This is a genomic window from Carbonatibacter coralli (assembly GCF_039592655.1).
In the GTDB taxonomy this organism is placed as follows: domain Bacteria; phylum Pseudomonadota; class Alphaproteobacteria; order Kiloniellales; family Kiloniellaceae; genus Carbonatibacter; species Carbonatibacter coralli.
This window is the reverse complement of record NZ_JBBUTJ010000001.1, coordinates 384,985-411,633: the sequence shown is the minus strand read 5'-3', so window position 1 is coordinate 411,633 and position 26,649 is coordinate 384,985. Positions and strand designations below refer to the sequence as shown.

The following is a 26,649-nucleotide window of genomic DNA, read 5'->3' as shown; positions in this document are numbered from 1 at the left end:
GCTGCTTGCGTTGGGGGCTTCCCCGGTACAGCTTTACGACACACAGATCACGATCTGTTGCTGGTGGGCATGGGTGCCTTCAGCATGCCCCGTGATATGGACAGCCTTGTATTGCTGAACATAGGCATCGAGATATGAAGCCTCTGATGTCCACAATCCCTTGTTGGACTGATAGCTGTTGCCGAATTTGAAGTAATAGACATCCTTGTGATCAAGGGCATAGAGCTTGAAGTCCCGGATATTGGCGCGGGCTTCTGCGACGGTTGGCAGGCGCATGCCGAGGTTCCGGCAGTAGAGCCCGGCCTGTTCCCAGTTCACATTGGCAGGTCCGACATGAAGATTCGGGTTCCCGGTGTTCGAGGCGCTGTGTCCTGCCGGTTCTTGCGCAGTAGCCGTTGTTGTCGCAACTGCTGCTGTCACGGTTTCAGTCTGCTCCGATGGTTGGACAACGACTTCCGGTTCAGGTGTCGGTCCGGATGAGGGCGGTGTGTTCCTCTCGGGCTCCGATGTCCTGGGGGAAATGTTCTGGTTTTCTGCGTTGTTGCCGGCAAGCTGTTCGGCATCAGAGCTGCTGTCGTCAGAGGGAGGCTCTGATGCGCCGGCTTGTGCCTGCAGAAGACTGTCAAAGGAGACAAGTTTCAGATCTTCAGCTTTTTGAGGTACGGGCAGGCTCTGCGGCCAGTCTGTGAAGAAAGCCTGAATGCAGCCATAGCGTTCCAGACAGTAATCGCGCACCTGGTCGTAGTCTTTCTGGCTGACAGGATGATCCGTGTCCTGATATTTCAGGCGGCTCTCCATGCACATGTATTCGCTGTCACACTCGATGGTGACGTTCAGATCCCGATCATGCTTTTTTGAGAGATCAAGCTGGACATCGCCTTTGCGATAGCCCTGGAATCTTTCCTGCAGCAGATCGCCAAGCTCTTCATTGTCATGGGCCTTGAGCGCTTTGTTGCAGAAAGGACTGTTCTTGTAGATCTGATCCTGCAGCCATGAAAGGGCATTCGGCAAGGCATCAACGAGATAGCTGTGGCAGGCGGCCTGAATGGCTGCATCCAGCTGGTTGTTCAGGCTTGCTGTGCCCTGTCCCTGAGCTGGCTGGATATTTGCCAGAGCTAGGGTGAGGGTCAAGGCAGCACTGCTGTGCAGAAGGTTTCTGTACATTTTTACGATCCCTCTGCCCGGGCAATGAGACGAAGAGTGGGCTGGTAATAGGCGGAGTTTGTGTTCAGGCTTTTGACATAGCGGCGGAGCTTTATCAGACCGGCTTCAGTTTGTCCGGCTTCAATCAGGGTTTGTCCCCAGTAAAAACCGGTGCGTGGATCAAGGGGAACCGGCAGTCTGTCCAGTTTCTCGAACAGGGGAATGGCAGCACCGTACTGGCCGTTTTTGATGCGATCGGAAATCAGCAGCACCAACGTATCGCGTTCCGTTGTGGCCTGTTTCTCGTCAAATCCTGATGGTGTTTGTCTGGCCGGAGCGCCTGCTGTGTTTTGTCTGGGGGAAGGTTGCTCCGGTTCTATCAAGGCAACGAGTTTTTTGACGCTTTCCTGGCTTGAGGTTGACTGGAAGTTGTCCTGTTGCTCCTGAATAAAGGCGAAACCGTTGGCCGGGTCCAGAAATCTGATTTCCAAAAAGACCTCTTCACCGGCTTCAACGGTCAACTGTGCACTGTGTCCCTGATTGGGATAGGGATTGGTTGCGCAGTCTCCTTGCGAAAACCATGAATCGCAAGGCAGACCGTACCTGATTTCAATGAAATAGCTCCCGGCCCTGACAGGAAAGGTGGCCTTGCCTGATGTCATCTCCATCACTGGCCTGCCGTCTATCAGAACAGCGGAAAGAACAGCGCCTGCCGTAAAAAGGTCCTTGCGGAAAAGATGCAGGAGGCCTGCGTCTTCCGGGTTCACCTGTACGGAGTGGAAACGCTGTTGTGCGTTGTCAGTCGGGGCTGTCTCAAAAGCTGTTTGAAGATTGTACTGTTTGGGTTCCTGCGTAACACAGGCAGTGGTGGTCAGCAGAACTGCGAAGAGGCACAGCAGGTACGAAAAGGAAAAAGGTCTGGTCTGTAAAATTGCGAGCATTCTTTTCAAACCCGAAAAGGATTGATGTTCACCATGGCTACAGCGCAACAAGGTAGCAGGCTTTTACAGGGAATGCTCTAGCTATCCGAATGATTTTTAAAATGTCAGCCCATCAATACCCCGCGCCGCGATCAACGCCTTCGGGCAGTTCTCCGCTGTTCCAGTAGTGGATGATATTGCGGGCGACGGCTGTGGAGGCTGTGGGCTTGTCTGTTGGCGCTGTGATGTGGGGCAGGATGGTCACACCGGGGTGTGTCCAGAGCGGGTTGCTGGCGGGCAGAGGCTCTGTTTCAAAGACATCCAGCACAGCGTGCCTGAGAGGTCCGTGGTCCAGTTGATGGAGCAGGTCCTCTTCAACCAGTAGGGGACCTCTGCCGAAGTTGATCAGGCTGGCGCCTTCCGGCAGCTGTGCCAGGCGTGCGTTGTTCAGGAGGCCTCTGGTCTCCGGTGTGAGAGGCAGCAGGACCACGAGAATGTCGCTCTGGCCCAGCAGCTCTCTCAGGCCGTCCTCGCCCGAGAGGACTTTCTCGACCCCTCTGCAGGCTTTGCCATTGCGGCTCCAGCCCCTGACGGAGAAGCCGTTGGCGCTCAGGCGTTCGGCGGCCTTTTCGCCCAGGGCTCCCAGACCGAGGATGCCGATGCGCCGGTCCCGTGCGTGGATCAGGGGCTGTTCGACCCAGAGCTGTTCTGCCTGCTGGCGGGCATAGGTGGGCATGTCACGATGGAGATAGAGCGTCCAGGCCAGCACAGCCTCGGCCATGGTGTCACCGAGTTGCTGATCGACCATGCGGACGATGTGCAGGCTTTTGTCGCTGTCTCTGGCCAGTGATTCAACGCCGGCCCAGGTGCTCTGAACCCATTTCAGGTTGGGGAGCTGTTCCAGATCGGAGATGCGCGGGTTGGCGACAATGGCGACTTCAATCTCCTGCTTCTGGCTTTCGCTCAGTTCGGAGAAGCTGATGATCTCTGTGGTATGGTTCTGTGCCTGAAAGGCCGTGCGAAAGGCCTCAAGCCACAGGGCCTCGCTTTTCGGGTTTTCCTGTGACACGAAGGGAAGAACGGATTGCCTTTGGGTCATGCTGCGAAAACTCCTTCGAAATCTGCGAAGCCCTTGACCTCGATCGGGTTGCCACTCGGATCGCGGAAGAACATGGTGGCCTGTTCGCCGGGTTCACCCTCAAAGCGCAGGAAGGGCTCGAACTCGAAGCTGTGGTTGGCGGCTTTCAGCCTTTCGGCAAGAGCCTGCCATTCTCCCATGGGAAGGATGATGCCCAGATGGGGCATGGGGACCATGCAGTTGCCGACCCTGCCTGTGTTTGCTGTCTGAAAGGGCTCACCCAGATGGAGCGAGAGTTGATGGCCAAAGAAATCATAGTCCACCCAGGTTTCGGTGCTGCGTCCTTCCTTGCAGCCGAGGACCTCACCGTAAAAACGGCGTGTTTCTTCCAGAGAGGTCACATTGTAAGCAAGGTGGAAAAGCGATTTCATGGTCTCATGCCCTTGTCGTTTGCGGCTTTCTGTCCTCCGGGGCAAAGCAGCTTGTCAGGGGATGCCGGAGGACAGGTGTCTGTCGCCGGGAATTCCTTTTCACATCGTCTGCCCGCAAGGCAAAAAGCTCATTTTTCAGAAGTCTTTGTCTCGTTTGTTGCTGGCAGTCTGCTGCGGCTTTGGCGGGAGGGCAAGACAAAAAGAAAAGCCTGTCACTGTAAAGTGACAGGCCAAGGCACAGGGAAGTAACAAGGAGATAGACAAATGGAAGGTTATGACAGGCCGGGGACCTGACAGTTGCCTTCGGTATAAACTGTGGTGACATGGCCGTGACGGGACTGACGCGCAATCACATAACCCTGATTGTCACAGGACTGCAGGCGGAAATAGTGATTCCAGTGCGTCGGCTCGTCAGATGCCTGTCCACTGCCGACAAAAACGCGGTGGGCATAGGTCTTTTGAGACGTGATGTCATTCAGATCAATGCCGTTGCGTTCCAGTGCGGCTTCCAGTCTTGCCTGATCGGGGCGTTCGGAAGAGCCGGCTTCAGCAGTCTGGACAGTGGCCATGGCGACCAGCAGGCTACTCGCAACGCCGAGGCTGAAAAGAGCTTGAGGTGCTTTGAACCCAAGTGTTTTCGCTTTCAGTGTCATTGGACAGAATCCTCTGTGGTTCGTTGAACGGGTTTTCCTGCTTCTGATACTGAAATGGTTAATGTCCCCGGATTTGCAAGGGCCTTGAACTTTATGTGATCGACTTGTGTTGCTTTTTTCCGGCCCCGCTTCTGTCCTGTTCTCAAGCAAAAAGCCGCACTGATATCAGTGCGGCTTTTTGTTCGGGTTGGCAGGTGCGCTGAAGGATTATTCCTCAGCGACGCCCTCGATGCCCTTTTCCTGCAGCAGTTCCTGCAGTTCACCTGTCTGGAACATCTCGCGCATGATATCGCAACCACCGACGAACTCGCCCTTGACGTAGAGCTGCGGGATGGTTGGCCAGTTGCTGAAATCCTTGATGCCCTGGCGAATGCTCGGGTCCTGGAGAACGTCAATGCCGGTGAACTTGACCCCGAGGTGAGTCATGATCTGTGCAGCGGTGGCGGAGAAGCCACACTGAGGAAAGACAGGTGTGCCCTTCATGAAGAGGACAACATCGTTTTCGTTGACTTCCTGGCGGATGCGATCTGTAACAATTGAATCCATTGTTCGGTTCTCTCTTGTTTCTGTCCGGCCTGTGCGGGCCGGCTGTGTCGTTATTTCGGTGCGGAGGTTTGCAGCGCGAGAGCGTGGAGTTCGTTCCCCATGCGACCCTGCAGCGCGTTGTAAACCATCTGGTGCTGCTGAACGCGGCTCTTGCCCTCGAAGCTTGGCGAGACCACGTGAGCCGCATAGTGATCCCCGTCACCACGCAGGTCTTCGATGGTCACCTCTGCATCGGGCAGGGCTTCGCGAATCAGGCTTTCGATTTCAGATGGGTTCATTGGCATGATGCCGTCCTCTTGTCCTAACAGTTCCGGCCTTTTGCGGCAAATGCATCAGGCCTGTTTTCATTTCTGATCACAGATTAACGCAGTTCGCCGAAAAATCCATATCCGTTAAGGCAAATAATGGAGCCGGGCCACAATTTCAAGCTGTGAAATCCTTATTTTTGAAGGCTTTTGTGCAAGAGTTTGGAATAATTCAAAGAAAAAGCGGAGTCTGGTGACAGACCCCGCTTTCTTTTTGCTCTCAAGGCTGGTGTTCTAGCCTGCCATGTAGTCAGGCATCCAGCTTTCGTGTGCTGCGCGCAGATCGGCAATGCTCACGGAAGAACCGCCTTCCAGTGTCAGGCTGTTGCCACCTGTCTTGCCGACAACAGCAGCAGGAACTCCGGCTTCCTGCGCCGCGGCCAGAAGGGTATCGGCCTTGTCGACAGCAACCAGATAACGGGCCTGATCCTCACCGAAGAGCCATGCGGTCAGAGCTGTGTCGCAAGCTTCGGGGCGCTTGATCTCGGCCCCCATTGCAGAGGCCACAGCCATGTCTGCAACAGCCAGTGCCAGGCCGCCGTCAGACAGGTCGTGACAGCTGACAACAGAGCCCTTTTCGATCTGTGCCCGAACGAAGTCACCGTTGCGGCGTTCGGCAGCCAGATCAACGTCCGGTGCATTGCCGTCGGTGCGACCCTCGATGATATCAAGATAGCGCGAGACACCAAGGTGACCTTTCGTGTCACCGATCAGCACCAGATCCTGGCCTTCGCCACCAAAGGCGACAGTCGCCAGACGGCTGGAGTCCTCGATCAGACCCAGACCACCGATCACGGGTGTCGGCTTGATACCCTTGCCGTTTGTCTCGTTGTAGAGAGACACGTTACCGGAAACAACCGGATAGTCGAGAACCTTGCAGGCCTCGCCCATACCCTTGATGCAGCCGACAAGCTGACCCATGATTTCAGGACGCTCGGGGTTTGCAAAGTTCAGGTTGTCGGTCACGGCCAGTGGTTTGGCACCGACAGCCGTCAGGTTGCGGTAGGTCTCGGCAACGGCCTGGGCACCACCGCGGAACGGTGTGGCTTCGCAATAGCGCGGTGTACAGTCCGATGTCACAGCCAGTGCACGCTCTGTGCCGTGGACGCGGACAACGCCGGCATCACCGCCCGGACGGCCGATTGTGTCGCCCATTACCATGTGGTCGTACTGTTCCCAGACCCAGCGGCGGCTGGACAGGTTCGGATGACCGATCATGGTTTTCAGGGCGGCTGTTGTGTCGGCTGGCTGGTCAACAGAGCCGGCCTCAACCTCATCACGCAGGGGGGTTTCAACCCACGGACGGTCGTACTCGGGAGAGTGGTGCGCCAGCGGTTTGATCGGCAGGTCACCGACAACATCACCGTGGAACTTCAGGACCATGCGCTTGCTGTCGGTCAGTGTGCCGATCACCGCGAAGTCCAGATCCCACTTTTCCATGATGGAGCGCGCGAGGTCTTCCTTGCCCGGCTTCAGAATGATGAGCATGCGCTCCTGACTTTCAGAGAGCATCATCTCGTAGGGAGTCATGCCGACTTCGCGCTGGGGAACCTTGTCCAGTTCCAGCTCGACACCCATGTCGCCGGAAGAAGCCATCTCGAAGGAAGAGGAGGTCAGACCGGCAGCGCCCATATCCTGAATGGCGACAATGGCATCTGTCTGCATCAGTTCCAGGCAGGCTTCGATCAGCAGCTTCTCTGTGAAGGGATCGCCAACCTGAACCGTCGGACGCTTTTCCTCGGAGGCGTCGTCGAACTCTGCAGAGGCCATGGTGGCGCCGTGGATGCCGTCACGGCCTGTCTTGGAGCCGACGTAGACAACAGGGTTGCCGACACCGGAGGCCTGCGCGGTAAAGATCCGGTCAGCCCGTGCAAGACCGACGGTCATTGCGTTGACCAGAATGTTGCCGTTGTAGGAGGAATCGAATTCGACTTCACCGGCAACAGTCGGGACGCCGACACAGTTTCCGTAACCGCCAACACCGGCGACAACGCCGGACAGCAGGTGGCGTGTTTTCGGGTGGGATGGCTCGCCAAAGCGCAGGGCGTTGACGTTTGCAATCGGGCGCGCTCCCATTGTGAAGACATCACGCAGGATACCGCCAACGCCTGTTGCTGCGCCCTGATAGGGCTCGATGAAGGACGGGTGGTTGTGACTTTCCATCTTGAAGATGGCTGCATAGCCCTCGCCAATGTCAACAACACCGGCGTTCTCGCCGGGACCATAGATGACCTGCGGGCCTTCGGTTGGCAGGGTCTTCAGCCATTTCTTGGAGGATTTGTAGGAGCAGTGCTCTGACCACATGACAGAGAAGATGCCCAGCTCCAGCAGGTTGGGTTCGCGGCCCATGATTTCCAGGATCAGTTTGTATTCATCCCGGGAGAGACCGTGTTCGGCAACGATTTCAGGTGTTACTTCGCTCATTCTTCGATCCTCACTCACGACAGGGAAGCCACGAGGCTCTCAAAGAGGCCTGCGCCATCGGTTCCGCCTTGCTGTGGATCGCACAGGCGCTCGGGGTGAGGCATCATGCCCAGCACGTTGCCCTTGGTGTTGTAGACCCCGGCAATGTTGTTGCGGGAGCCGTTCGGGTTGACGGCATCGGAAACAGCACCGGATGCATCACAGTAGCGGAACGCAACCTGGTTGTTGTCCTCCAGGGCTTTCAGGCCATCATCCTCAATGAAGTAGTTGCCGTCGTGATGGGCTACAGGAACGCGAATGGTCTGACCCTTTGCGTACGTGCCGGTAAAGGCCGTGTCGTTGCGTTCCACGGAGAGGTGGACGTCGCGGCACACAAAGGCCAGATCGCGGTTGCGCATCAGTGCGCCCGGGACCAGTCCGCTTTCGGACAGGATCTGGAAGCCGTTGCAGATTCCCAGAACAGGAACGCCTTTGTTGGCGCGTTCCACGACTTCCTTCATGACAGGGGACTTCGCAGCCATGGCACCACAGCGCAGGTAATCCCCGTAGGAAAAGCCGCCGGGCAGGGCGATCAGATCCACATCCTCAAAGGTTGCGTCCTTGTGCCAGACCATCACAGGCTCCTTGCCCATGGTCTGACGAAGGGCGACTTGCATATCCCGGTCACAGTTTGAACCGGGGAAAACGATCACTGCCGCTTTCATTGGCACGTTCCTCGCTCGTCTTGACGTTTACACATGAGTGGGTGAGGCAGGCCTCAGGTTTCCAGCTCGATGTCGTAGTTTTCGATCACAGTGTTTGCCAGCAGCTTTTCGCACATGGCAGCAACTGCTTCGCGTGCAGCAGCTTCGTCAGTTTCCTGCAGGTCCAGTTCGATGAACTTGCCCTGACGTGCTTCGTTTACGCCGTCAAAACCCAGTGAACCCAGTGCGTGTTCAATGGCTTTACCCTGAGGATCAAGAACACCGTTCTTCAGTGTAACGTGAATCCGTGCTTTCACAGCTATTCTCCCTTATTTCCATCTGGAGGCTGAAGTCATCCCCTTTTTGCAGGGACGATGTTGCAGTGTCACCCTGCCGCTTTCGGACCTGGTGTTGTGAAAATGGCAAGGGGGCGGATTGCGCCCCCTGAAATCTAGTCTTCTGTTGTGTCTTCCTGCAGGCCCGACTTGGGCAGGACGCCCAGACGACGGGCCACTTCCTGATAGGCTTCCTCGATACCACCCAGATCGCGGCGGAAGCGGTCCTTGTCCATCTTTTCGTTGGTCTCGACATCCCACAGGCGACAGGAATCAGGGCTGATTTCATCGGCCAGCACAATCATTGTGCCCTCTTCGGTTTCCAGACGGCCGAACTCGAGCTTGAAATCAACCAGTCGCAGGCCAATGCCGAAGAAGAGGCCGCGGAGGAAATCGTTGATGCGATGGGTGTAGTGAACGATGTCGTCCAGCTCTTCCTCATCGGCCCAGCCAAAGGCCAGCGCGTGTTCCTGTGCAATCAGCGGGTCGCCCAGTTCGTCGTCCTTGTAGCAGAACTCGACCAGACTCTCGTCCAGCATGTCACCTTCTTCAAGGCCGAGGCGCTTGCAGATCGATCCGGCCGCCACGTTGCGGACCACGACTTCCAGAGGAACGATCTCGACCGAGCGGACCAGCTGCTCGCGCATGTTGATGCGGCGAATGAAGTGTGTCGGGATGCCCAGTTCGGTAAGGCGCAGCATGATCAGTTCGGAAATGACGTTGTTGATCACGCCCTTGCCGTTGATGGTGCCCTTTTTTTGCGCGTTGAACGCGGTCGCATCGTCCTTGAAATACTGGATGATTGTTCCGGCTTCAGGGCCTTCGAACAGGACCTTGGCCTTGCCTTCATAAAGCTGTTTGCCGCGCATGGGGTTCCCTTCCGTTTTTCGGTGGTGCGGTGAGCTTTTGCTCTGCATGGGATCGATCAGACTTTTTTGCGTCCGACTTTTCACGCATCCTATAGCAGGAGGTGTGGTCAGAAACAATCTCTTTGAAGCGCATAGCAGCCTTGTGATGAGGATTGTCTGTCAAAGTTTGACGGGCTGGAATTCCGTCTTGTCGGGCTGGCCTTCTGCAAAAAGCCATAAGGGTTTGATTCCCTTGAGATGCAGCTCTGCCGAGGGCAGGGCAAGGATGGAGGAACAAAGCGTTTCAAAGCCGTTGCCTCTGCAAAAACAGAGGGCGTTTTCCGGGTCGCTGTCATCCGGACCGGAGCCATCAGGGTCTGCCGGGGCTTTTGTGCTGCCAAGAAGTTCTGCCCAGCCCCGGAAGTCTGTGAGCTGAAGGTCTTCTTGTGTTCCGATGTCGGGAAGGGATCGTTCAAAAGCCGGGCGATAGCTGTTGAGTTTCGGATGATCCTGATTGAGGTCGGAGTGGGTGATCATGCTGAGGCCTGCAGGAACAGGCTTCAGGTGGATGACCTGTCCGTCATTGTGCAGCCAGAAGGCATCCTTCCAGTCTGCGACAATCAGATTGAAGGGGCGGTAGGCTTCGGGGTTGAGGGCGGAGAGAGCCTTTGCGGCCTCGGAGGCTTCCGCGTGGTCCAGGGTCTCGAGGATCAACTCGCCCCGACTGCGCTTGTCCCCCTGTGGCCCCAGTGTGCCGTAGCGGTTGAGGATGCAGGCCGAAAGACCGAAATCGTTCAGCCCCATCCAGCTGCCGCCAGCCAGTTCATCAAGACCTGCAATGACTTCCGGCTGGTCGGGCCAGTGACGGGAAGGGGGAAGCCAGGGCCTGTTGTTCATTTCATCCCGGTTCGCACCGATCAGGAGGGGCCAGTTGCTGCCCGGCTGACGGGCAATGATAACGCTGCACATGGGAAAGGCATTCCAAAGAGTGATGTCCTTTCCAGAATAGCTGCCCTCTGGCGAGTTTCAATGTTGAAGATTGTTCTTATGTCCTTGAAAAAGGTGCGGACTCTGGATTTGTTTCTTGGATACGGACCCAATTTCGTCATAAAGTCCTGTTACAAGTGAGGTTCAATGCAAGATCAGACGTGATGTCGTTTTAAAACAGGAGATCCTGATTCCATGGCAACAATGAGCGATCGTGAAAAGGCCTTTGAAGACAAGTTCCAGCATGACGAGGAAATCCGTTTCAAGGTTGAAGCGCGTCAGGTGAAACTGCTGGGTTTGTGGGTTGCAGGGCAGCTGGGCAAAAGTGGTGATGAGGCAGAGGCCTATGCCAAGGAGCTCGTAACCTTCAATCTGGGAGAACCCGGACTTGATGATGTTGTCGGAAAGGTCATGACAGATCTGGAAGCGGTCTCATCAGGTGTGAGCAAGCATCAGGTTGAACGCAATCTGGCAGAGTGTGAAGCTGAGGCAAAGCAGCAGATCATGGCTGAGTAGCAGTGGTTCGGTCCGGCCTGTCTGAAGGCAGGAAACCGGGCAGATAATTGATTGAACAGAGGCCGTCCCGGAATGGGACGGCCTTTTGTTATGAAGAAAATTCAATTTTTTTGTGTATATGGATTGCACATTTTTTGTGAGAGCAAGCCGGGTATATCTTGTATGGGCTTTATACTCTGTAGCCTTGCCTGACTGTGTTTGCTGTCTTTGGGAACGGCTACTGCCCTGTTTCCCGGAAAAAACCAGGATTCAATTTGTCTCGAATGCAATACAAATGCGATCCAGTTCATAATTTTTTGTTCAAAAAGTCCCGATATCGTTTCAGGCGAGCAACGGAAAAGAGTTTCAATTGACGTGGGTAAAGCTTTTGAAGTCCTGACGTTGCCAGCACATAAGGCCCGCAGTCCGATCTCCGGATTGATCAGGGTTTACTTCCGAAGCATTGGGGACAGGAGAAGTTGAGCAATGTCTACACTGAGTGCACGTGAAAAGGCTTTCGAGGACAAATTCAAACACGAGGAAGAACTGCGTTTCAAAATCGAGGCGCGCCTTGTTAAAATGGCCGGTCTGTGGGTGGCTGAACAGGTTGATATGCCTGCCGCAAAGGCGGAGAGCTTTGCCCTTGATCTGGTTCGTTTGAACCTTGATGAACCCGGGCGTGAAAGGCTTGTTGCCCGATTGGGTGAAACCCTTGAACAGGGAGGTGTTGTGCTTTCTGACCATCAGTTGCAACGCAGCCTCTCCGAATTCGAGGCCGAAGCGCAGCGTCAGGTTATGACAGAGTAGAACTCTATAACTTCAGGTTATAAAAAAGCCGCCCGGACAGGGCGGCTTTTTCGTGCCGGGTCTGACCCGTATTTACTGGCCGAACACGCGTTCGAAAATCGTGTCGACGCGCTTGGTGTGATAGCTGATGGAGTCTTCTTCCAGCAGTTTGGAGAGCTTTTCGACACTCAGAATCTTTGTCAGTCCTTCGTCTCTGGACATGAAGAAGAAGAAACGGTTGTCGTGCTGGGCCGCTTCCTTCTCCACCGCATCCAGTTCCGGAGCGGAATCGGGGTTGTCGGGATCAATGCCGTAGCTTTTCCAGACGCGCATCGCATTGCGCTGGACGATGCGATAGGCATCCTCGCGGCTGACATCGTTCTGTGTCAGATAAAGCAGTACCCGCTGCGCATCGTGGATGCCGCCAAAGTTGTTGAGGTGGTCCATCATGTTCTGTGGATAGACAACCAGCTTTTCGATGGTGCCGGCCAGACGCCCAAGGGCAAAGTCCAGGGTAACAGTCGCATCAGGACCGATCATGCGCTCCACAGAAGAGTGGGAGATGTCACGCTCGTGCCACAGGGCGACGTTTTCCAGGGCAGGGACAACGGCAGAACGCACCAGTCGCGCAAGACCTGTCAGGTTCTCTGTCAGAATCGGGTTGCGCTTGTGCGGCATGGCAGAGGAGCCCTTCTGGCCCGGAGCAAAGTATTCCTGGGCTTCGCGGACTTCTGTGCGCTGCAGATGGCGGATTTCAATCGCGATGTTTTCGATGGAGGATGCAATGATCCCCAGAACGGAGAAATAGTTCGCGTGGCGGTCGCGGGGAATCACCTGTGTGGAGATCGGCTCGGGGGAAAGACCCATCTTCTCCGCGACGTACTCCTCGACGTAGGGGTGGACGTTTGCAAAGGTTCCCACAGCACCGGAGATCGCACAGACAGCAATGTCCTCGCGCGCCTGCAGCAGGCGGTCGCGGTTGCGTTTCATCTCGGCATAGAAACGCGCAAACTTCAGACCCATTGTGACCGGCTCGGCGTGGATCCCGTGGGAGCGGCCGATGCAGGGCATCATCTTCGTTTCTTCTGCGCGGGTTTTCAGGGCAGCAAGAAGGCGGTCCAGATCAGCCAGCAGAATGTCGGCAGCCTGTGTCATCTGGACGGAGAGGCAGGTGTCGAGCACATCGGAAGAGGTCATGCCCTGGTGGACAAAGCGGGCTTCCTCGCCAACGTTTTCAGCCAGTTCTGTCAGAAAGGCGATGACGTCGTGCTTCACTTCGAGCTCGATCTCGTCAATGCGCGCAATCCGTTCCGGAGTGTATTCCTTCCGGCCTTTGTCCCAGACAGCCTTGGCTGCGTCTTTCGGAATGACACCGAGTTCTGCCTGTGCGTCACAGGCATGGGCTTCGATTTCAAACCAGATACGGAACTTGTTGGCAGGTTCCCAGATATTGACCATATCAGGCCGGCTGTAGCGGGGGATCATCTTTGTCGTCCTCTTGCTGTCAGGGCTGTGAAGGGACAGCTCCAGCTTTTTGCACTGTTTGTCCCTGTGGAAGTGTCTGGGCCGAAACAACCGGAAAAGTCCGGCGCTGTCAATTCCAAAGGCTCCTTTCAAGGGCAGGAAGAGTCAAAGAAGTCCGTGATTGCGGAAACTCAGATGTTTTCCCCTGGTGACAATCAGATGGTCGTGAACAGTGATTCCGACGCTGGAACAGGCGGTCTGGATGGCTCTGGTGATGTCGATGTCGGCCCGGGACGGTTCGGGATCGCCACTGGGGTGATTGTGAACCAGAATAATGGCCGTCGCGCCGAGTTCCAGACTGCGCTTGATCACCTCCCGCACATAGACAGGTGTGTGATCAACGGTTCCTGTTTGCTGGATTTCATCGGCGATCAGGCGATTTTTGCGGTCCAGAAAAAGCAGGCGGAACTGCTCGATTTGTAGACGCCCCATCTGCATGCGGCAATAGTCTTCCAGCCTGTCCCATGAATTGATGACGGGAGCTTCAAGAATGTCCTGCCGCGCCATCCGAATGGCGGCTTCCGGAACGGCCCTGAGAATGGCGAGAGCGGAAAGACCCAGCCCTGATGTCCGGAGCAGCTGTTCGTCAGGTGCGGCGAAGACCCCGGCGAGTGTTCCGAAGCGGGCAATCAGTTCCTTTGCCAGCGGTTTGACATCGCCTCTGGGATTTGCACCGAAGAGCAGAAGTTCCAGAAGCTCATAGTCCGGCAGGGAAGACGCACCGCCCTCAACAAGGCGCTTTCGCAGGCGCTCCCGGTGTCCGTGCTGGTGGGGCGCAGCCTTTCCTGTTGCGCCTTCCGTCACGGGAGTTTTCCATTCAGGCCTGATCGTAAGGTGGCTGATGCCATCCTTTCGGGGAAAGTGTGAAGATTTCGCATCCGTCTTCAGTTACGCCAAGGGAGTGTTCGAACTGCATGGACAGGCTTTTGTCACGTGTGACAGCAGTCCATCCATCGTTGAGGATCTTTACATCATATTTGCCCAGATTGATCATGGGCTCAATGGTAAAGATCATTCCCTCTCTCAGGCGGGGGCCGGTACCGGCCCTGCCGTAGTGCAGAATGCTGGGCGGCGTATGGAACTGGAGACCAAGACCGTGTCCGCAGAAATCCCGCACGACAGAGCAGCGATTGCCCTCTGCGTGGGTCTGAATGGCGTGTCCGATATCACCAAGGGTGGCGCCGGGTCTGACGGCTTCGATGCCGTACATCAGGCAGTCATAGGTCACTGTGGCAAGGCGCTTGGCCTTGATGGTCGGCTTGCCTGCAAAGAACATGCGGCTTGTATCACCGTGCCAGCCGTCCAGAATCACGGTGACATCAATATTCAGGCTGTCGCCGTCCTTGAGGATACGCCCCTCATCTGGAATGCCGTGGCAGACAACGTGATTGATGGAGATACAGACAGATTTCGGAAAGCCCTTGTAGTTCAGCGGAGCCGGAGTGGCACCATGCTCGGTGATAAAGGCATGACACAGATCGTTCAGCTCACCTGTCGAAACGCCGGGTTTTACAAAGGGAGTGATGTAATCCAGGGTTTCTGCGGCCAGTCTGCCCGCACGACGCATGCCTTCAAAGCCGGCTTCGTCATAGGTGATAAAGCTTTTTTCTTCACGGGTTAAATCGTTCATCTTTGTTTCTGTGTGCCGTTTTTGTCAGGGAGCCAAGGGGCTGGTGCGAGTCTGTATAGCGATTCAGAAGACCTGATCCAAGCGAATTCACTTTTTTCAGATGCCAAATGATCCCGGTGGTCGGGGAATTCAGTCTTCGGTTTCGGTTTTTGTCGGTGGGCGAATAACCTGTGCTGTCACGCGCACATTGCGCATGGACGAGGCCGCAGGGCGCCCCTGTTCGATCTGTCTTTGAGGGGGAGATTTGCCCTGGGCAGGAAGAGGCGTCGTGCGCTGTGGCAGGGAAGCCTTGGGGGTGGAGACAATCCACAGCAGGCCGTAATCCTGTGCTGTTTCCATGCTCTTCATTTTGATGAAGCGGGCCTGCGCTGTTGTCACACGCCCGGGAACCATGCGGATAATTCTGGCATCAAGCTGTTCGTTCTTGCCGCTCATCAGGTCTTTCCAGGCGTCCTGGAGCGGTGCGCGGGAACGAATCTGGAACAGGGATGTCACGTCGACACCCTCAATGCGTTTCTGGTCCTCGCCCAGCCACTGGTAAAAGGCATCATTGCCGTCGACAATATGAAGATCGGACCGGATCAGCGCGCCGGGGGCGGGACTGGTTCTGAGAAACTGCGCAATGGAAGCCTCCCTGTTTTCCAGGGCGTGTTCGGCGGCGGTCTGTTCCGCTTCCAGCATGCAGTAGGAGCGCAGGAAGGAGGCAAAATTGATGCCCTCATGCTTTTCCTCCAGCTCAATGAGGAACTGTCCGAGCTTTTTCCGCCTTTCACGGGCCATGCGTTCAAGGGCACGCCAGAACACGGGTTCAAGCCGGATGGAATAGCGTTTTTTCCTGTACTGAACGATGCGCGGCTTGGGGGTCTGGTCCGCGATGTTGACTGGAATGTCGGGTTTGCTCATTGGCCGGATTGGCTTTTAGGATGTTTCAGGGCAGCATGATGTCGTCAGAGTCAGCCACAATACCCCCAAGGTCCTGCATCTTGCTTCGCAAGCCAAAGCGGCGGGACAGTTTTTTCTGCGCCGCCTGGGGAAGATCCGTCATGACGATCACGCGCTTGTCGATCAGCACGGAGATCAGATCCTCCAGAACACGGACCATGTCCCGGTCTGATTCAACCAGATCGCTGATGTACTGCTCGCGCTCGCCGGATGCCTCCTTGCTGTCGCTCCCGTCAGGATTGCTCAGAAAGGTCAGAACATCCGGATGATCCGGGCGGAGATACTCCAGATTATCGCTGTCCATTTCGCGGTGCAGTGATGTAATGGTGCCATCCGGCGCACGGGAAACAAAAGGCATGACTGTCCAATCCAAAGGTTAGCAAATTCTGAATGCACCAACTGATCTGCCTACTGCGGTCGAAATCGCTCAGTATCACTCTTTGCAGACTGTATTTTCTGAACAGAAATATACACGCCTCTGTTTGAAAATGACAAATTTTCTTCACAAAAAAGTTGATATAGCATTCCCGGAATTCACAAAAAATCAGTGCATTACGACCCGTTAAGGCTTACATTAAAAGGACTAAAAAAAAGATAATAATGAAAGGTCTTTCAATGACAGACGCTGAAAATAAAAAAAATGACAATGAAAATAACAACGGCGAAACGAAGTTCAGCGAAAGCAAGTTTTATCACAATCCTGAGTTTATGAACGCGCCTGAAGCGCGCGGTATGAGAATCCTTTCCGAATATTATGGACCGCAGACCCGTTTTGATAAGCTGAACGTGGACGATACAATTGTCTTCTTCGGATCTGCCCGAATCAAATCGCGCGAAGAGGCTGAAGCCATGGTTGCAGCGGCAGAGCGCGGCGAGGGAGATCCGGAGCGGGCCCGGAAGGCCCTGTCCATGTCCCGCTATTACGAAGAAACACGGGAGCTTGCCAAACGCTTTACCGAGTGGTCCAAGACACTGGATGAAAAGGAGCGGCGCTTCGTTGTCTGTACAGGGGGCGGCCCGGGTATCATGGAAGCCGCGAACAGAGGTGCTTCCGAAGGGCGCGGTGTGAATGTCGGCCTGAACATCTCCCTGCCTTTCGAACAGAGTGGCAATCCCTATATTACCCGGGAGCTTTCCCTGGAGTTTCATTACTTCTTCATGCGGAAATTCTGGTTTATCTATCTGGCCAAGGCCGTTCTGGTGATGCCGGGTGGCTTTGGAACACTTGACGAGTTCTGCGAGCTGCTCACCCTGATCCAGACGCACAAGATCAAGAAGAAGATGCCGATTGTCCTCTACGGCAAGGATTACTGGAGCAAGGTTGTCAATTTCGAGGCTCTTTGCGAGTTCGGGACGATCAGCAAGGAAGATCTGGACCTCTACATCGTCACGGACTCCATGGATGAAGCCTTTGACTATGTGACCAGGGGGCTGATGGAGTACTCTCTAGATCAGCCAGGGCCATCACTCTGATTTGAAAAAGAAAAAACAACTGAATGCTCAGTTTTCAAGGAGGGACAGATGTCCCTCCTTTTTTGTTTTTGGAAGCGGGATGAAAAATTTTCGATATGAAACTGAATGTGAATTATTGAGGAAATCAATGATTGACGCTTAAAATTCATGCCAAATTTATGAATTGTCTCCTTTATGATTACAAAGCTGTAACAAAGCTCACCTAGCTATGGTGCTCACTGACAAAAGACAGAGTCATCTGTTCAGACAAGATGGTCGTTTTAGGAGCAATCAAATGCAAAAATTTCTCATGAATTCCCTGGCTGGCGGTGTTTCTGCGCTGGCTCTGGCTGTTACTTTTTCTGGTGCGGCGTCTGCTGAAACAGAACTGACTGTTTACACTGCGGTCGAAGCGGAAGATCTGAAGCGCTATGCCGCTGCTTTCAACGAGGATCACCCCGATATCAAGATCAACTGGGTGCGTGATTCCACTGGCGTTGTGACTGCGAAACTGCTGGCTGAAAAGGAAAATCCGCAGGCTGACGTGATCTGGGGTCTGGCCGGAACAAGCCTGTTGATCATGAAGTCGGAAGGTATGCTGGAACAGTACGAACCCAATGGTGCTGACAAGCTGGATGCCAAATTTCGCGACACAACAGACACACCGTCCTGGGTTGGCATGGATGCGTGGGTTGCCTCTGTCTGTGTGAACACCGTTGAAGCCGAGAAAAACGGTCTGCCCATGCCTGCGTCCTGGGAAGACCTGACCAAGCCGGTTTACAAGGGACATGTTGCGATGCCGAACCCGGGTTCTTCCGGAACCGGCTTCCTGGACGTTTCCAGCTGGCTGCAGATGTTTGGTGAAGAAGGCGGCTGGAACTTCATGGACGGCCTGCACAAGAACATCAGCCACTACACACACTCCGGTTCCAAGCCCTGCAAGCAGGCTGCTGCCGGTGAAGTGCCAATCGGTGTGTCCTTCGCCTTCCGTGGTGCGAAGTCCAAGGCACAGGGTGCTCCACTGGAAATCGTTGTCCCGACTGAAGGCGTGGGCTGGGATATGGAAGCCTCTGCGATCGTCAAGGGCACAGACAAGCTGGATGCGGCCAGAACACTGATCGACTGGTCGATCACTGAAAAGGCGATGAAGCTCTACAACGAAGGTTACGCCGTTGTTGCGATGCCGGGTGTTGCGAAGCCTGTGCAGTACTTCCCCGAAGGTCTGACCGACGCAATGATCAAAAACGACTTCCAGTGGGCTGCGAACAACCGTGATCGCATCCTCAAGGAATGGACAAACCGTTATGACACCAAGTCCGAGCCAAAGAGCTAGGACGGTCGGGAAATACTGATTGCCTCTATGGCGAACAGACAGAAACCCTGACTCCCTGTGGGGGTCAGGGTTCTCCGGCTTTTTGAAATGGCTGTTCTGTTCGGGATTTCCGAACGGCTTTTGTTTTCGTTTTCTGATGTAATGGGGGAGCATGACCCGTGCTGGATCTGATGGAAAAGAGTGATGTCACAGGAGTGCAGCAGTCTGCACAGAACCAGACAGGAGTGCCCTATCTCACAATCCGGGATCTGACAAAACGCTTTGGCGAGTTTGTTGCGCTGGATTCAATTGATCTGGAAATCTTTGAAGGCGAGTTTGTCTGCTTCCTTGGTCCGTCAGGCTGCGGAAAGACAACCCTGCTTCGCGCCATCGCGGGGCTGGACATTCAGAACGAAGGGTCCATTGACCAGGCCGGACGGGATGTTTCTGTCCTGCCGCCGGCAGAGCGCGATTTCGGCATTGTCTTCCAGTCCTATGCGCTTTTTCCGAACCTGACCATTCACAAGAACATTGCCTACGGTCTGGAAAACAAGGGAACCGGCAGGCGGGACATCGACGACAAGGTTGCCGGGCTTCTGGAACTGGTCGGGCTTTCGGCCCAGGCGCAGAAGTATCCGGCCCAGCTCTCTGGCGGGCAGCAGCAGCGTGTGGCGCTGGCACGGGCAATCGCAACCCGGCCGGGTCTGCTTTTGCTGGATGAGCCGCTTTCTGCCCTGGATGCCAAGGTTCGCGGTCACCTGCGTCATGAAATCAAGGAACTTCAGCGCAAACTGGGGGTGACCACGATCATGGTCACGCATGATCAGGAAGAAGCCCTGACCATGGCAGACCGGATTGTGGTGATGAACCATGGTGTGATCGAACAGGTGGGAACACCTTTTGACATCTATCGCAATCCGGCCAGTCCGTTTGTTGCGGACTTTATCGGCACCATGAATTTCGTGCCGGGAACACTGCAGGACAGTCACCGTGTGGACATGCAGGGTGTTGCGCTGGCGTGTGACCCCGAAAAAATCTACAGCGACGGGCAGGAGGTGCTGGTGGCCTTTCGCCCGGAAGATCTTGTCGTGTGCGAAAGGGATGAGAGGGAGAACTGTTTTGCGGCCACCATTCTCGGGATGGAATTCCTCGGTAGTTTCTACCGGGCGGATCTGGAGATCGTGACGGGACAGGGCCGGTTTGTTGTGCGTGCCGACTTTTCCATTAACCTGATCCGGCGCGAGGCCCTTGGTGTCGGGCAGGAGATTCACGTTGCCCTGCGCACCGGGGTGATCTCCGTCTATCCTGCGCCGCAGGCGGGAGAACAGGGATGAGTGAACTGTCTCTGTCCGGAGCTCCTGTGAAACCCCTGAAGCCGAAGGTCAGTCGCGATGACTGGGCCATGCGCGGCTTTATGGTGATGATCGGTCTCTATCTGCTGGTGACGCTTGCCCTGCCACTTTATGCGATGCTTTCAAAGTCGCTGGAAAACAGGGATGGAGATTTTGTCGGCCTGGCGAACTATGTGGAGTATTTCTCCACTCCGGCTCTTTTCAATTCCATTGGCAATTCCATCACGATTTCACTGGTGACAACGCTCATCACTGTAACGCTGGCCTTCTGGTTCGCCTATGGCCTGACGCGGAGTTGCATGCCGTTCAAACGGACCTTCAGGATGCTGGCGATGGTGCCTATTCTGGTTCCTTCATTGCTGCCGGGGATCGGCCTGATCTACATGTTCGGAAACCAGGGTTACATGAAGGAACTGCTTTTGGGGCAGAGCATTTACGGGCCTCTCGGTATTGTCATTGCAGAGGTTTTCTTTACCTTTCCGCATGCCCTTCTGATCATCATGACGGCGCTTTCCATTGCGGACGGGCGCCTTTACGAGGCTGCTTCGGCCCTGCGGGCGTCGCGCTCGAAGGTGTTCCGCACGGTGACGCTGCCCGGCGCACGCTATGGTCTGATCTCTGCCGCCTTTGTTGTCTTCACGCTTGTGATCACCGATTTCGGAGCGCCAAAGGTGATTGGCGGGCAGTACAATGTTCTGGCTGTTGATATCTACAAACAGGTGATCGGACAGCAAAATTTCTCGATGGGGGCTGTGGTCTCTGTCATTCTTCTGATCCCTGCCATTATGGCCTTTGCGGTTGATCGCCGTGTTCAGAAGAAACAGGTGGCGCTTCTTTCCGCGCGGGCTGTGCCCTATGCCCCGAAGAGGAACAGGGTTCTTGATGTCGGCATGACGCTTTATTGCGGGGCCATTATCCTGATTATCCTGCTGATTCTCGGCACCTGCCAGTATGCAGCCCTTGTGAAGTTCTGGCCCTATAATCTGGAGCTGGGGCTGCAGCACTACAACTTCGACATTGTTGATGGTGGAGGCTGGGAGGCTTACGGGAACTCCATTCGCATGGCGCTCTGGACAGCCTTTGTCGGTACAGCTGTGATCTTTGTCGGTGCCTATATGGTCGAGAAGGGGCGTGGTTTTGATGAGGGGCGCGGGCTGTTTCAGTTCTTTGCGATGATGCCGATGGCCGTTCCGGGAATGGTGCTGGGACTGGCCTATATCTTCTTCTTCAACAATCCGGACAACCCGTTCAATTTCCTCTATGGCACGATGGCCATTCTGGTGATCTGCACCATCACGCACTTCTATACTGTGGCTCATCTGACGGCCATGACGGCGCTGAAGCAGATGGACAAGGAGTTCGAGGCGGTGTCCCAGTCCCTCAAGCAGCCGTTCTATAAGACCTTCTTCCGCGTGACTGTGCCGGTCTGTTCGCCGGCCATTCTGGAGATCGCGGTCTATCTCTTTGTCAATGCCATGACGACAGTGTCGGCTGTGGTGTTCATTTACGGGACCTCGACACAGCTTGCCTCTGTATCGGTTCTGAACATGGATGATGCCGGGGACATTGCACCTGCTGCAGCGATGGGCATGATGATTTTCTACACCAATGCTGTGGCCCGACTGGTGCATCTGGGTGCTTCGTGGTTGCTGGAAAAAAGAACGCAGGCCTGGCGCGTGAAGTAACGCGCGCCGGTCTTGCCCTGTTTCCTTGTGCCCCGTTTCTTTTGCGCCGCCTGAACTGTTCCCTGTAAGGCTGTTTCCGGGCAGGCTGATGACTGTCTTCAGGATTTGGCAATATGCTTGCCGGGGTCCTCACCTGTTGCGGCGGCCTGGAGCAGTTCAAAGAAGGCCTTGATCAGCGGCGCGTCCTTTTGCTCGGCCAGACAGGCAACATACTCTGTGGTTTCAGGGGTGGCATTGGAAATCGGAAGCGGCTTCAGGCGTGTGTCCGAGCCGATTTCATCCACAAAGATCACACCGATGCCCAAACCGGAAGCAACCACCTCCCGAACAGCTTCGCGTGTGCCAACGGTGAGACTGTCGCTGAGGTGGATCTCCCTTGCATCAAGCGCCTCTTCAAGCAGTTTGCGGGTTGTCGAGCCTTCTTCCCGCAGGATGATGCGGTGTCTGGCCAGTTCTTCCAGTGTAATGTTGTCCCGGCTGGCAAGGGGATGGTCCACTGCGACAAAGGCAACCACTTCTTCCCGCTTCAGGGCGATGGAGTGCAGGCGGCGCTCCGAGGGGATATCCGGCATGACGACAACATCGCAGCGCCGGTCAAAGAGGCTTTGCAGGATTTGTGTCGAGTTGCCGAAAGAGAGCGAAAACTGGATGCCCGGGTAGAGAGAATTGAAGGTCGCGAGCAGCGGGACCACCAGATAGGGGGCATCCGCATAGACACGCAGTTCGCCGGACATCAACCCGCGGGATGTTTGCAGAATCTGTCGCGCCTCGTTCTCAACGGCAAAAAAACGCTGTGTCACGTTCAGCAGCCGTTTCCCGATCTGGGTCAGGGCAATGCCGCGCCCCTGTCGCTGGAAGAGCTTTACATCATAGTGCGCTTCCAGACTGGCGACCTGTGTCGAAAGGGTCGGCTGGGTCACATTCATGACATCGGCGGCCCTTGTGTAACTGCCCTCTGATGCTACGGCATGGAAGGCTCTGAGCTGTGCATAATTCATAGCTTAAACAAATCTGTAATATTAAATATATCGATTTGATTTATATTATGGCCTGCTGTCATAAAGAACAAGTCAAAAGAAACGCGGTGAGAACCATGGCGCCGTTCCAGGGGTGACCGGGACGGAACCGAAAGGCCCGGAAGAGGCCTGCAAACCGCGGGAATTTTGGTTTGATAACTCGATTTCATTGATTAACGCCGTTTCATCAAGAGGCCTGGCAAATGACATCAAAAACGCCCCTTCCAGAACCTTTCCTGACACCATCCGGTGATCCCTGGCTTTTGACGCCGGGTCCCCTGACGACATCCCTGTCTGTCAAGGAAGCAATGCTCCGTGATTACGGTTCCCGGGATCAGGTCTTTATTGACATCAACGAGCGGGTGCGCCGTTCACTTGTCGAGATCATTGAAGGAGGGGACGAATTCACAACCGTTCCGATGCAGGGCAGTGGAACCTTTGCTGTTGAAGCCATGATCGGTTCGCTGGTTCCCGCCTCCGGCAAGCTGCTGGTGCTGGTGAACGGCGCCTATGGCGAGCGGATCTGCAAGATCTGCTCTGTTTACGGGCGGGCCTTTGACAAGCTGAGCTATGCCGAGGATCAGCCGGTTTCTGCAAGTGATCTGGATGCTGCCCTCAGGGCAGACCCGGCCATTACCCATGTGGCTGTCATTCACTGCGAGACAACATCCGGTATTTTGAACCCGGTTGCCGAAGTGGCGGCTGTTGCAAGAGCGCATGGCAAGTCATTGCTGATCGATTCAATGAGCGCCTTCGGAGCTCTGCCAATCTCTTCGCAGGACATCCATTATGATGCGGTTGCAGCCTCATCGAACAAGTGTCTGGAAGGTGTGCCGGGCATGGGTTTTGTCCTGGTGCGCAAATCTGTTCTGGAACAGTGCAAGGGCAATTCCCCGTCGCTGGTTCTTGATCTCCATGACCAGTGGGTTCAGATTGAAAAGACAACACAGTGGCGCTTTACCCCGCCCATCCAGTGTATTGTTGCCTTCAACAGGGCTATTGAGGAACACCGCGCCGAAGGTGGTGTTGCCGGGCGCGGTGGACGCTATGCCGAAAACTGCAGGGTGCTGGTTGAAGGAATGCGCAAGCTCGGTTTCCAGACCCTGCTTCCCGACGCGCTTCAGGCCCCGATCATTGTGACCTTTCACAAGCCTGTTGATCCGAAATTCGACTTTCAGAAATTCTATGACGAACTCGCCAGACGCGGCTTCCTGATCTATCCGGGCAAGCTGACTGTTGCGGACTCCTTCCGCATCGGTTGTATCGGGCGAATGGGGGTTCGTGAAATCAGGGTAGCCCTTGAAGCCATTGAGGCCGTTCTGACAGAAATGGGTGTGCAAAACTGTACGCCTGTTGCGGCTTGAGAGAGGAAATGACTATGAGTAAACGCGTTGCCGTAAACGGCCGTCTTTATAACCGATCCGAACGCCCCGTCGTGGTCGTTTGTGTGGATGGCAGCGAACCTGCCTATATGGAAACCGCGATGGCCCGGGGGCGCATGCCGTGGCTGAAGTCTCTCGTTGAGCGCGAAGACAGCACCAATGTTCTGGCTGAGTCCGTGATCCCGAGCTTCACAAATCCCAACAACCTGTCCATCGTGTCGGGTTGCCCGCCCCGCCAGCACGGCATTTGCGGAAACTACTTCTACAACCAGGAAACCGGTGAGGAAGAGTTGATGAACGATGCCAGCTATTACCGCGCAAAGACGATCTTCAAGGCCTTTCAGGAAGCCGGGGCCTCTGTTGCCGTCGTGACAGCAAAGGACAAGCTTCGCAAGTTGCTGGGGCACGGTCTGGATTTCAGTGGCGGCACTGCGGTCTGCTTCTCCTCGGAAGCGTCCAACAAGGCCAATCTGTCTGACAATGGCATTGAGAATGTCAACGATTTCGTCGGCCTGCCTGTTCCGTCTGTCTACAGCTCCGATCTGTCCGAATTTGTTTTTGCTGCCGGTGTGAAACTGCTGGAGCGCGACCGCCCGGAACTGATGTATCTGTCAACCACAGACTTTATTCAGCACAAGTTTGCACCTGAAGAAGAAGGTGCGCTGGCGTTCTATGAGATGATGGATGGCTACTGGGCGAAACTTGATGCCCTGGGGGCAATCGTTGTCCTGACGGCGGATCACGGCATGAAGCCAAAGCACAATTCGGAAGGCAGGCCGAATGTCTTCTATCTCCAGGACCAGCTGGATGAATGGTATGGTGAGAATTCCTGTCGTGTGATCCTGCCGATCACGGACCCCTATGTTGTTCACCATGGTGCGCTTGGCTCCTTTGCAACGGCCTATCTTCCGGATGGCGTGACTGCGGATGAAGCCTGTGCGCGTCTGTCTTCTGTTGCCGGTGTCGAGGTGGCGCTGTCAGGTCCTGCCGGATGTGACCGCTATGAATTGCCGGAGGATCGCATGGGCGATATCATCGTGATTACAGAGGATTACATGTCTGTCGGGACATCCGAGGACCGGCACGATCTCTCTGCCCTGGACCGTCCGTTGAGAACCCATGGCGGTTTGAGTGAACAGGTGGTTCCTTTCATCAGCAACTGTGCTATGCCTGCTTTGCCGAACGATATGCGTCTTCGCAACTTTGACGCTTTCTATTGCGCATTGAACTACGCCGTCTAAGCGATTTTGGAGAAGGTACGAAAAACCATGTCATATTCAGTTGGTCATCAGCCCATGCGCATTGCGGGCAGGAAAGTCGATGCGCCCGGTGTTATCGAGGTTCTGAACCCCTGGGACAATTCTGTCGTTGGAACGGTTCCTCAGGGCACTGTCGAGCAGGTTCGTGAAGCCTTTGAAATCGGCGCGAAATACAAATCCTCCCTGAGCCGCTACGAGCGTGCGGAAATCCTGCGCAAGGCCGCTGTTCTGGTTGAGGAGCGGGCCGAGGAAGTTTCCGATCTGATCACGGCGGAATGCGGGATCTGTAAAAAGGACAGCCTGTATGAAATTGGCCGCGCGTCCGATGTTTTCAATCTGGCTGCGCAGATGTGTATCCAGGATGACGGCGAAATCTTTTCCTGTGATCTGACAAAGCAGGGCAAGAAGCGCAAGATCTTTACGCAGCGGATGCCGCTGACCGTCATTTCGGCGATCACACCCTTCAACCACCCGCTGAACCAGGTGGCTCACAAGATTGCGCCTTCTGTTGCAACCAACAACTGCATGGTTCTGAAGCCAACAGAGAAGACACCGCTGACGGCCCTGATCCTTGCGGATATCTTCTACGAAGCCGGTCTGCCGGGCGAGATGCTCTCTATCGTGACAGGCCTGCCGGAGGTTATCGCGGATGAGATGGTGACCAACGAACATGCCGAAATGGTGACTTTCACAGGCGGTGTGCCGATTGGAAAGCACATTGCCCGCACAGCCGGTTACAAGCGCACAGTTCTGGAACTGGGTGGCAATGATCCCCTGATCGTGATGGAAGATGCGGATCTGGACAAGGCTGCCGATCTTGCCGTTGCCGGAGCCTACAAGAACTCCGGTCAGCGCTGTACGGCTGTCAAGCGCGTGCTTGTGATTGATTCCATTGCTGATGCCTTTGTCGAGAAGGTTGTCGAAAAATCAGGGGCGATCCGCTACGGCAACCCGATGGACCGTGACAATGATATGGGGACTGTCGTTGACGAGAAGGCGGCCACCCTGTTCCAGAACCGCGTGAATGATGCTGTTGAAAAGGGTGCAAAACTGCTGCTTGGCAACGAGCGTCAGGGGGCGCTTTACGCCCCGACTGTTGTGGACCATGTCCCGTTCGACTGTGAGCTGGTTCGCGAGGAGACCTTTGGTCCTGTTTGTCCGATTATTCGCTGCAAGGACATTGACGATCTGATCCGCATTTCCAACTCCACTGCCTACGGTCTGTCTTCGGGTGTCTGCACAAACCGCATGGACTATGTGACCCGCTTTGTTGAAGAGCTGGTCGTGGGAACTGTGAACGTATGGGAAGTGCCCGGTTACCGGATCGAGATGTCTCCGTTCGGTGGCATCAAGGATTCCGGTCTGGGTTACAAGGAAGGCGTGATCGAGGCGATGAAGAGCTTTACAAACGTCAAGACCTTCTCTCTGCCCTGGTTTATCTGACCGACAGAAGAATGACAG

27 protein-coding genes are annotated in these 26,649 nt (G+C 55.2%); 9 read left to right on the top strand and 18 right to left on the bottom strand.

Annotated features, from left to right (window positions below):
- Positions 1-33: 33 nt before the first annotated feature.
- From AAAH10_RS01780 to AAAH10_RS01725, 12 genes are all read right to left on the bottom strand, one after another.
- Entirely contained in the window at positions 34-1,164 is a 1,131-nt protein-coding gene (locus AAAH10_RS01780) for a hypothetical protein (protein ID WP_343559955.1), read from the bottom strand.
- A 2-nt stretch (positions 1,165-1,166) separates the two neighbouring features.
- Positions 1,167-2,084 carry a hypothetical protein gene (locus AAAH10_RS01775; RefSeq protein WP_343559952.1) on the bottom strand — a complete coding sequence of 306 codons (918 nt, stop codon included), beginning with the start codon at positions 2,082-2,084 and terminating at the stop codon, positions 1,167-1,169.
- A gap of 112 nt (positions 2,085-2,196) precedes the next feature.
- Complete coding sequence (locus AAAH10_RS01770) at positions 2,197-3,162, bottom strand: 2-hydroxyacid dehydrogenase (RefSeq protein ID WP_343559951.1); 966 nt, start codon at positions 3,160-3,162, stop codon at positions 2,197-2,199.
- The gene (locus AAAH10_RS01765; RefSeq protein ID WP_343559949.1) at positions 3,159-3,572 is read right to left on the bottom strand and encodes a VOC family protein; all 414 of its coding nucleotides are present in this window, start codon (positions 3,570-3,572) and stop codon (positions 3,159-3,161) included. The genes AAAH10_RS01770 and AAAH10_RS01765 overlap by 4 nt, the downstream gene beginning before the upstream one ends.
- 272 nt (positions 3,573-3,844) lie before the next feature.
- Positions 3,845-4,225, bottom strand: coding sequence for a hypothetical protein (locus AAAH10_RS01760; protein WP_343559948.1), 381 nt, complete (start codon positions 4,223-4,225; stop codon positions 3,845-3,847).
- 207 nt (positions 4,226-4,432) lie between these two features.
- Entirely contained in the window at positions 4,433-4,771 is a 339-nt protein-coding gene (gene grxD / locus AAAH10_RS01755; protein ID WP_343559946.1) for a Grx4 family monothiol glutaredoxin, read from the bottom strand.
- Positions 4,772-4,821: 50 nt separating this feature from the next.
- The gene (locus AAAH10_RS01750; protein WP_343559944.1) at positions 4,822-5,055 is read right to left on the bottom strand and encodes a BolA family protein; all 234 of its coding nucleotides are present in this window, start codon (positions 5,053-5,055) and stop codon (positions 4,822-4,824) included.
- Positions 5,056-5,310: 255 nt separating this feature from the next.
- On the bottom strand, positions 5,311-7,500 hold the full coding sequence (gene purL, locus AAAH10_RS01745; protein WP_343559942.1) for a phosphoribosylformylglycinamidine synthase subunit PurL: 2,190 nt from the start codon (positions 7,498-7,500) through the stop codon (positions 5,311-5,313).
- A 14-nt stretch (positions 7,501-7,514) separates the two neighbouring features.
- Positions 7,515-8,204, bottom strand: a complete 690-nt coding sequence (purQ, locus tag AAAH10_RS01740; RefSeq protein ID WP_343559940.1) for a phosphoribosylformylglycinamidine synthase subunit PurQ — start codon at positions 8,202-8,204, stop codon at positions 7,515-7,517.
- A gap of 53 nt (positions 8,205-8,257) precedes the next feature.
- On the bottom strand, positions 8,258-8,500 hold the full coding sequence (gene purS / locus AAAH10_RS01735; protein ID WP_343559938.1) for a phosphoribosylformylglycinamidine synthase subunit PurS: 243 nt from the start codon (positions 8,498-8,500) through the stop codon (positions 8,258-8,260).
- A 134-nt stretch (positions 8,501-8,634) separates the two neighbouring features.
- Complete coding sequence (gene purC, locus AAAH10_RS01730; protein ID WP_343559937.1) at positions 8,635-9,387, bottom strand: phosphoribosylaminoimidazolesuccinocarboxamide synthase; 753 nt, start codon at positions 9,385-9,387, stop codon at positions 8,635-8,637.
- Positions 9,388-9,546: 159 nt separating this feature from the next.
- Entirely contained in the window at positions 9,547-10,335 is a 789-nt protein-coding gene (locus tag AAAH10_RS01725; protein WP_343559936.1) for an NRDE family protein, read from the bottom strand.
- 213 nt (positions 10,336-10,548) lie between these two features.
- On the opposite strand from AAAH10_RS01725, the gene AAAH10_RS01720 reads away from it, so the two are divergent.
- On the top strand, positions 10,549-10,869 hold the full coding sequence (locus AAAH10_RS01720) for a DUF1476 domain-containing protein (protein ID WP_343559933.1): 321 nt from the start codon (positions 10,549-10,551) through the stop codon (positions 10,867-10,869).
- Between the two features lie 465 nt (positions 10,870-11,334).
- Positions 11,335-11,655 (top strand): DUF1476 domain-containing protein, encoded by a 321-nt coding sequence (locus tag AAAH10_RS01715; RefSeq protein ID WP_343559931.1) that lies wholly within the window; start codon positions 11,335-11,337, stop codon positions 11,653-11,655.
- A 72-nt stretch (positions 11,656-11,727) separates the two neighbouring features.
- On the opposite strand, the gene purB is transcribed toward AAAH10_RS01715, so the two are convergent.
- The 5 genes from purB to AAAH10_RS01690 form a co-directional block, all read right to left on the bottom strand.
- Positions 11,728-13,119 carry an adenylosuccinate lyase gene (gene purB / locus AAAH10_RS01710; protein ID WP_343559929.1) on the bottom strand — a complete coding sequence of 464 codons (1,392 nt, stop codon included), beginning with the start codon at positions 13,117-13,119 and terminating at the stop codon, positions 11,728-11,730.
- Positions 13,120-13,263: 144 nt separating this feature from the next.
- Positions 13,264-13,962, bottom strand: a complete 699-nt coding sequence (gene radC, locus AAAH10_RS01705) for a RadC family protein (RefSeq protein ID WP_343559927.1) — start codon at positions 13,960-13,962, stop codon at positions 13,264-13,266.
- Positions 13,963-13,975: 13 nt separating this feature from the next.
- Positions 13,976-14,788, bottom strand: coding sequence for a type I methionyl aminopeptidase (gene map / locus AAAH10_RS01700; protein ID WP_343559926.1), 813 nt, complete (start codon positions 14,786-14,788; stop codon positions 13,976-13,978).
- Between the two features lie 129 nt (positions 14,789-14,917).
- On the bottom strand, positions 14,918-15,691 hold the full coding sequence (locus AAAH10_RS01695; RefSeq protein WP_343559923.1) for a ribbon-helix-helix domain-containing protein: 774 nt from the start codon (positions 15,689-15,691) through the stop codon (positions 14,918-14,920).
- Between the two features lie 25 nt (positions 15,692-15,716).
- Entirely contained in the window at positions 15,717-16,088 is a 372-nt protein-coding gene (locus AAAH10_RS01690; protein WP_343559921.1) for a hypothetical protein, read from the bottom strand.
- Between the two features lie 374 nt (positions 16,089-16,462).
- Between AAAH10_RS01690 and AAAH10_RS01685 the strand changes: the two genes are divergently transcribed.
- From AAAH10_RS01685 to AAAH10_RS01670, 4 genes are all read left to right on the top strand, one after another.
- Positions 16,463-17,203 carry an LOG family protein gene (locus AAAH10_RS01685; RefSeq protein WP_343559919.1) on the top strand — a complete coding sequence of 247 codons (741 nt, stop codon included), beginning with the start codon at positions 16,463-16,465 and terminating at the stop codon, positions 17,201-17,203.
- A gap of 274 nt (positions 17,204-17,477) precedes the next feature.
- On the top strand, positions 17,478-18,515 hold the full coding sequence (locus AAAH10_RS01680; RefSeq protein ID WP_343559917.1) for a putative 2-aminoethylphosphonate ABC transporter substrate-binding protein: 1,038 nt from the start codon (positions 17,478-17,480) through the stop codon (positions 18,513-18,515).
- A gap of 158 nt (positions 18,516-18,673) precedes the next feature.
- Complete coding sequence (locus AAAH10_RS01675; RefSeq protein ID WP_343559915.1) at positions 18,674-19,828, top strand: putative 2-aminoethylphosphonate ABC transporter ATP-binding protein; 1,155 nt, start codon at positions 18,674-18,676, stop codon at positions 19,826-19,828.
- On the top strand, positions 19,825-21,531 hold the full coding sequence (locus AAAH10_RS01670) for a putative 2-aminoethylphosphonate ABC transporter permease subunit (RefSeq protein ID WP_343559913.1): 1,707 nt from the start codon (positions 19,825-19,827) through the stop codon (positions 21,529-21,531). The genes AAAH10_RS01675 and AAAH10_RS01670 overlap by 4 nt, the downstream gene beginning before the upstream one ends.
- 98 nt (positions 21,532-21,629) lie before the next feature.
- Here the strand turns inward: AAAH10_RS01670 and AAAH10_RS01665 are convergent, their stop codons facing one another.
- Positions 21,630-22,529 carry a LysR substrate-binding domain-containing protein gene (locus AAAH10_RS01665; protein ID WP_343559911.1) on the bottom strand — a complete coding sequence of 300 codons (900 nt, stop codon included), beginning with the start codon at positions 22,527-22,529 and terminating at the stop codon, positions 21,630-21,632.
- Positions 22,530-22,750: 221 nt separating this feature from the next.
- Here AAAH10_RS01665 and AAAH10_RS01660 point away from each other — a divergent pair, with 221 nt between their 5' ends.
- The 3 genes from AAAH10_RS01660 to phnY are packed head-to-tail and all read left to right on the top strand — an operon-like array spanning position 22,751 to position 26,631.
- Positions 22,751-23,911 (top strand): 2-aminoethylphosphonate--pyruvate transaminase, encoded by a 1,161-nt coding sequence (locus AAAH10_RS01660; RefSeq protein WP_343559909.1) that lies wholly within the window; start codon positions 22,751-22,753, stop codon positions 23,909-23,911.
- A gap of 14 nt (positions 23,912-23,925) precedes the next feature.
- Positions 23,926-25,170 (top strand): phosphonoacetate hydrolase, encoded by a 1,245-nt coding sequence (gene phnA / locus AAAH10_RS01655; protein ID WP_343559908.1) that lies wholly within the window; start codon positions 23,926-23,928, stop codon positions 25,168-25,170.
- Between the two features lie 27 nt (positions 25,171-25,197).
- Positions 25,198-26,631, top strand: a complete 1,434-nt coding sequence (phnY, locus tag AAAH10_RS01650; RefSeq protein ID WP_343559907.1) for a phosphonoacetaldehyde dehydrogenase — start codon at positions 25,198-25,200, stop codon at positions 26,629-26,631.
- Positions 26,632-26,649: the final 18 nt, after the last annotated feature.